This window comes from Acinetobacter sp. YH12200, from assembly GCF_013418175.1.
Taxonomy (GTDB): Bacteria; Pseudomonadota; Gammaproteobacteria; order Pseudomonadales; family Moraxellaceae; genus Acinetobacter; species Acinetobacter pseudolwoffii.
Window position 1 is genome coordinate 1 of sequence record NZ_VPCO01000050.1, and the last position, 5,854, is coordinate 5,854.

Annotated in this window: 7 protein-coding genes; 3 read left to right on the top strand and 4 right to left on the bottom strand. The window is 36.9% G+C overall.

From position 1 onward, the window contains the following. The first annotated feature begins 451 nt into the window (after positions 1–451). A complete protein-coding gene (locus FTU90_RS16205) occupies positions 452–649 on the top strand; it encodes a hypothetical protein (protein ID WP_004897314.1) in 198 nt (65 codons plus the stop codon). 239 nt (positions 650–888) lie between these two features. Here the strand turns inward: FTU90_RS16205 and FTU90_RS15555 are convergent, their stop codons facing one another. The 4 genes from FTU90_RS15555 to mobQ all read right to left on the bottom strand — a co-directional run bounded on the left by FTU90_RS15555 (position 889) and on the right by mobQ (position 4,373). Then, the gene (locus FTU90_RS15555; protein WP_180001803.1) at positions 889–1,452 is read right to left on the bottom strand and encodes a plasmid replication DNA-binding protein; all 564 of its coding nucleotides are present in this window, start codon (positions 1,450–1,452) and stop codon (positions 889–891) included. 63 nt (positions 1,453–1,515) lie between these two features. Beyond that, entirely contained in the window at positions 1,516–2,409 is an 894-nt protein-coding gene (repM, locus tag FTU90_RS15560) for a replication initiation protein RepM (RefSeq protein WP_180001804.1), read from the bottom strand. A 156-nt stretch (positions 2,410–2,565) separates the two neighbouring features. Continuing rightward, on the bottom strand, positions 2,566–2,835 hold the full coding sequence (locus FTU90_RS15565; protein ID WP_143115432.1) for a hypothetical protein: 270 nt from the start codon (positions 2,833–2,835) through the stop codon (positions 2,566–2,568). A gap of 101 nt (positions 2,836–2,936) precedes the next feature. Further along, positions 2,937–4,373, bottom strand: a complete 1,437-nt coding sequence (gene mobQ, locus FTU90_RS15570) for a MobQ family relaxase (RefSeq protein WP_180073091.1) — start codon at positions 4,371–4,373, stop codon at positions 2,937–2,939. 209 nt (positions 4,374–4,582) lie between these two features. Here mobQ and FTU90_RS15575 point away from each other — a divergent pair, with 209 nt between their 5' ends. Both FTU90_RS15575 and FTU90_RS15580 read left to right on the top strand, forming a co-directional pair. Further along, positions 4,583–4,858, top strand: coding sequence for a mobilization protein (locus FTU90_RS15575; RefSeq protein ID WP_180001806.1), 276 nt, complete (start codon positions 4,583–4,585; stop codon positions 4,856–4,858). Positions 4,859–4,922: 64 nt separating this feature from the next. Next, a complete protein-coding gene (locus FTU90_RS15580; protein ID WP_180073093.1) occupies positions 4,923–5,687 on the top strand; it encodes a hypothetical protein in 765 nt (254 codons plus the stop codon). Positions 5,688–5,854 lie beyond the last annotated feature (167 nt).

A 5,854-nucleotide genomic window follows, 5' to 3' on the forward strand; every position in this document is an offset into this window, starting at 1 on the left:
GGTAGCCGCAAAGAGCCGAGATTGTTGTGCGCCAGGGCGTACAAAATAGCCTAAATTTCATCCACAGTAATTGGGGATAGTTTTCGCCCTGGAAGAGCTGAGAACATTGGGAAAATGCCAAAATTGAGCATTTTTTAGCCGATTCTATTGGCTAAACATTACAGATTTGCTTAAAAAACACACGAGTTGTTAAAACGTCTGTTTTTTGATCTTTGGGGGGTTGGGGTTTATTGAGTTAACTATTTGATAAATAACATTATTTTAAGAGGTATTTCGTATAACGCCCATTATGTTAAATAACATTGATTTTAGTTGATTATTCATCCTTATAGCTTTTGAAAACTTGCAGAACTTTTCTTAATTTGTAATCCTTGCTGCCAAGGGTGCCTAGCTAAGCTAAGGCAGGTATTTGTTGTAGTCGGGCCGCTATAACAGGATGAAGAGTACCTGTATGTTTAATCTAAATATTTTTAATAAGATTTCTACTGAAGTCTTAACCTATAAGAATGCCCTTGAACTGAATTCAGAGAATCAATTAATCATAAAATATAAGACCTCCAGTTCTGATGAATATAGAAAAGCTATTGTCTTGATTCTAAAAGAGCGAGGATATAGTAGGTTGGAAATAGGGCAGTTACTTGAGAGTTAATTCTTAAAATTTTCTAAAATTAACATAATACACCTTATACGAAATTCTTTCTTTTATTTATTACAATTCATAGTGTTACGTAGATTTAAAAAGCCCAACTCAGCTGAGTTGGGCTTTTTTGTCGATTCTTCACGTTCCATGGTTTTATTCAGTTTCAATAAACATCATCCGGTTTTTTAAGGAGTCATTATTTCATGTGCTTGCACTGAAATTGGCTCATCAAAAAATTGGAGTCCTGGCTAACCATAGGGAAGGAAAAAACGGCTCAGGAAGCTTCTCTTCTTAGGTTCAGGCTCAACGTGTTCTGGAACAGGGATACGTTTATTCTCTGAAGTAGTCAATCCGTCCTCTTTAAGGTGTTTTGACGGAATATTGGTAGTTATATCATCTGAGTTAGGTGAGATCTTACTTTCAATATTCTCTTTATTTAAATCAATATTGGATTTTAGGGGCTTCATTTCAATTAATGTAAGAAGCGTATCGATACGAGCATTAGCTTTAGTCTCTCTATCTTCTGCTTTTTCTAATTGTTTCTTCAAAAAATCGATCTGATTTTTTAATTCTATAACTGTTTTATCAGTGTATTCAGGTGTATCTAGGTTTTGTATTTGAGGTGTATCAATACGTTTTGACTGTTTGCCACTAAACGGTTCACCATATACTCTTAATAACTCTGAAAAGTCTATAAAGCCATCATGATCACGGCTTAATACCCCATTTTTTATATCTTTATAAAGTGTCGCTCTAGATTTTTTATACAGTGTGGCAGCATCACTAACACTGTATTTTGTACTTGTTTTCATAGTGTATTACTGTGTATTTAAGATACGTATTGTTGAATACAATAAGTGTATTCTTCAATACACTCAAGGTTTGAAGCCTAAGTTCCGTAAGTAAGGTAAAAACGTCTTCTGTTGTTTTGGATCTCTCAATTTTTCCTTGATTTTTGAAGCTAATATTTCATAGCTCTCACCCTCAAGTGCTAGATGAGATAGTTCATGTAGACGTGATAGTTGATTACCAAACATATTTATCTGAGCATCTGTTAACTTATAGAACTCTTTCGGTATGTCTTTACTTTCCTGACCAATACTTCTTGTTTTTTCTTTAAAAGAAAAAGTAATGTGAGTAACTTTACGACCTGTTTTTTTCTGCTCATAAGTCACACGTAAAGGGCTGTATTCATTTATTTGATCTACAGCAGTATCAATTACTCTTTTTTTAAAATCAGCAAATAACGGATACTTTTTACCTAGTTCCAGCATGGTTCTTAGATTATCAACAGAGATTTCACGCTTACCTATTTGTCTATATTGCACCAGTAACTCATAAATACGGATACCGTACCCACTGTTGATACCTGCAATATCAGATAGAGCATATTTCGTAAACTCTCTACTGAGGTTTGATATAAAGGGCAAAATTGGTTTTGAAAAGCGAATACCAATGACACTTTGACTATCTAAAAACTGCACCTCTTGTACCCATCTCATTTTAATAGATTTATCGTCCACAGAAAGGTTGATAGATCTTTCATAAAGTCTATTAATCCCTTCTTTTAAATCTCTATAGGCTGTTTTTTCGTGTACTCCTAGGAGCTGTAATTCATTAACACTCACTGGGTATAACTCATCATCTGTGATGGGTTGATTCTTTGGAATACGTGAAATGGCTGCTAAGACAATACGTTGCTCTACGGCACTTAATTGATATGAAGCTTCTATAACTTGATTTGATTTTACAACTTGATTCTTATCCAAAATAAAACCATTTAATTTTTAATATATGACAAATATATACTTGTCATAGTTAGTAGTCAATCCGTCATAGTTAAGTAGTCAATCCGTCATAGTTAGTAGTCAATCCGTCATAGTTAGTAGTCAATCCGTCATATTTAAATGCTGAAACCATTGCTATTAAAGGCATACAGAGGGCTGAAAAGATTTAAAAGATTTAAAAATAATTAAAAAAGGAAATTTGAAAAATTGCCCTTGGTTTTCGCTTCGCTCAAACTCTATTGAATCTCGCTTTCGCTCGATTCGTCGGGGCAATTTTTGGTTCATATTTTCGTGAATTTGAGGAAAAGCAAAAGCAAGATCAAAAGCAACTCGGAATTCGCTTCGCTCATGAGCTTTTTTTCTCGCTACGCTCGGTTTAGGGATCAAACTTGGAAAGTTCGCACCCATTCGGGATGCTCTGATATGCAGGTGATTGATGGATAGGGAGCTTGTAATCAGGGAAAGGAAAGGGCAAATTTTCTCAGTTCGCTCGTAGACACTCGCTCTGTTTATCGACTCATGCCACGAGATTTCATTTTAGGCGCATGTTGCTGTGCTTTGAGCTGTTGTTCTTGTCTGAGTTTCATTTGTTGTTCTGCTTTGATCTCATTCACACATTTCTTAATAACTTGATAGGTTGAGTATAGAGTTTGGTATTGCTTGGCTTTGGCCGGATGTTGTTGTTGGTACTGCTTCCAGGCATGTTCTTTGAACTTTTCATTTTCCAATAAATCCTTCACACCATGTTTTTTCTGGTGTTCATGCTGACCTTTTAGCTTTTTGTGTTCCTGATAAATCTCGTCACGTTGGGCTTCCCAGGCTTTTTTTCCAAACAGTAAGGGTTTGTTCTGGGTTAATTCGTTGTGTTGATCGACCAGGCTTTGCAATTTGTCATAACTTTGCTTGAGTCGGCTCTTCACGATGTCCTGGGCGAGCTGCTGATTGAACTCGTTTTCATGTTTTTGCATCTTGCCGAAGGTATTTTCGGCCTTTTTAAAAACATCCTGCATAAATTCTAGGTCTAGATTCGCGTCTTTTGCGCTGATTTCGCGATTTAGCACTTTGCCAAGGGTTTCCCTCTGTTTTTCCTCAAATAGGGCTTTTTCGTCAATTGGTGGCGTTTTAGCGCTATTTTTGATTTGGATCTGCTGTTCAGTTTTCAGTGTGCTGAGTTTGATCTCATTTTCAGCAATCAGCAGATCCATATTTTTGCCGTATTGCAGCTGTGCCTGATTTCTCTGTTTGATTTCATCATTGCTTCGGCTGATTTCGGTCTCAATCCCTTTTCGGCGCAGTTCGGTGACTTTAGGCCCTTCGTGCAGGGTGGCTTCCAGACCATTCTCCTGGTCCTTGTAGCTGCGGTGGTCGACTCGGGCGGTGTATCCGGCCATGTCCAAGTGCATATTGCAGATATCGGCAAAGTGTTTGCGCCAGTGTTCGATTTCTCCACTGTGTTTCTGATCCAGTTCCCGGGTTTTCTCGGTAAAACCTTCGGGAATGAGCTTGCGTGTGCTCATCAGGATATGGGCGTGATAATTGCGTTCATCACTGCCGGATCCGGTATGCGGGGCATGGATACAGGCATCAACGGCCACCTGATGTCTGTCCACGATACTGGCGCATAGTTCTTCGAGCATGGCCAGGCGTTGTTCCTGATTTAATTCACTTGGAAAAGCGATTTCAAATTCCCGGGCAACTGTCGAGTTTTTTCGGGTTTCGCGCTGTTCAACTTCGTTCCAGAGTCTTTCCCGGTTTTTTAAATGTTCTGGTGCGTCTTTGGGTAAATAAATCTCTTTGTATTCCACACCAGTTTTTCGGCTGTAGTCATGTTCTCGGCCTTCACGTTCACAATAGATCTTTTCACCAGCCCGATAGGCGATTGCAGCAGTGGCGGAACGTCCTGCTGATCGTGCTACGGTTTTGATTGAAAAGTGGTAAATCGCCATGCCTATTTTTCGCTTTTAAATTTTCACGTAGTGAAATACAACCGTGTCTACGGTTGTCGGGGTATTGGGGAGACCCCAATCGGACTTGCAAACGAAGTTTGCATAAGTGCGCTCTTCGAGGAAAACATTACTATACATATAGCACCTTGAATGCATATTCAAGTGCGCTTATGTTAGGGATGGTTTCCCAGGATGATGGTATTAGATTAATGAGCATTACTGAAACACTAGACAGCAAAATTAAAGCCCAGGAAGAAAAGCTAAAGCAGTTAAAGGCTCAAAGACAGGCAGCATTGGCAAGAGAACGTGCCAAAGAAAAAGAACAGGCAAGAAAGGATGATACAAGACGTAAAATTTTGATCGGATCCTGCATGTTGAAAATCACAGAAGATGATGAACAGGCCAGAGCAAAACTGATTGCTCAAATGGACCGTTATTTAACAGACGAGCGAGATCGTAAACTTTTTCAATTGAATACTAATTAAAAGTGAAAAATCTCTATTACTATATTCTTAATTATTAAAAATACTCGAAAGAAGGGGTAGTGAAATGTTTTTAAAAAAAAGATGGTTGGCCGTTTCTTTCTTCGCCTTTATGAGTGTAGTTCAAGCTGAAGAGGTTAAACCTTATAAATATTCTGAAGCTTCCGATTCGTATACTTATAGAGCTCAACTAACTCATACTATATTCCACATTTCGTCCAATCCTTTAATAATTTCAAGTAACCTTAAAAAAGATATTCTAGGAGAAGATACTCAGTATGAATTTTTAAAAAAAATTTTTAAAAAAAATAATAGTCTTATAGTGGTTACATGGCCTGGTCCTATATATGGTATGCAGAGTGCTAAAGTAACCTACTATATTTATGAGATAAATAGTCTTGGTGAACTAATCAATCGTGATGAAGTTCATTTTGACAGTGTAAGTGAAATTGAAGTAAACGAGACGCCTAAAGGAATCAAAATTTATAGCGAGCAATCAAAAAATCATGGAAAAACATTTATTTATGAATTTATTAATGGGAAAGTATTTGATTTTTCCACTTCAATGAATACTTCATTAATAAAAAAAGAAGAAGAGAGGCTGTGTAAGGGGTTTTATGATTTATACACGACTTATGAATATGAATATGATCCCTATCGTAAGGTTGAAAATATTTATGATCTAGGAACAGCTAATTATTCTTGGATCTCTTATAAAGTAAAATCGTCGCCGAAGCTTTCAGATCAGTTAATAAACACATTAAAAGGAAGGGGCTTAAAAGAACGTCAGCAAATGAATTATATGAGTTTTAAGAATAGTTTTTGTGATTAGGTAATTACGCTGATTTTAGTTTAGGTTATGGATTATCGTTAATGTTACTCACCATTCAAAATGTCTATATTCTCACCAATAAAAATGTCTAGTTTATGATGGTTTAAACATCATGGACTGGATATGAAATATAGATGCTGATCACTATGTCTGACAAAGAAATTCAA

Bases quoted from the DNA above. Each gene is read 5' to 3' on its own strand.
- FTU90_RS15580 (WP_180073093.1), top strand. From the start codon at position 4,923: ATGTTTTTAAAAAAAAGATGGTTGGCCGTTTCTTTCTTCGCCTTTATG.
- mobQ (WP_180073091.1), bottom strand. From the start codon at position 4,373: ATGGCGATTTACCACTTTTCAATCAAAACCGTAGCACGATCAGCAGGA.
- FTU90_RS15555 (WP_180001803.1), bottom strand. From the start codon at position 1,452: ATGAAAACAAGTACAAAATACAGTGTTAGTGATGCTGCCACACTGTAT.
- FTU90_RS15565 (WP_143115432.1), bottom strand. From the start codon at position 2,835: ATGGGTGCGAACTTTCCAAGTTTGATCCCTAAACCGAGCGTAGCGAGA.
- FTU90_RS15575 (WP_180001806.1), top strand. From the start codon at position 4,583: ATGAGCATTACTGAAACACTAGACAGCAAAATTAAAGCCCAGGAAGAA.
- FTU90_RS16205 (WP_004897314.1), top strand. From the start codon at position 452: ATGTTTAATCTAAATATTTTTAATAAGATTTCTACTGAAGTCTTAACC.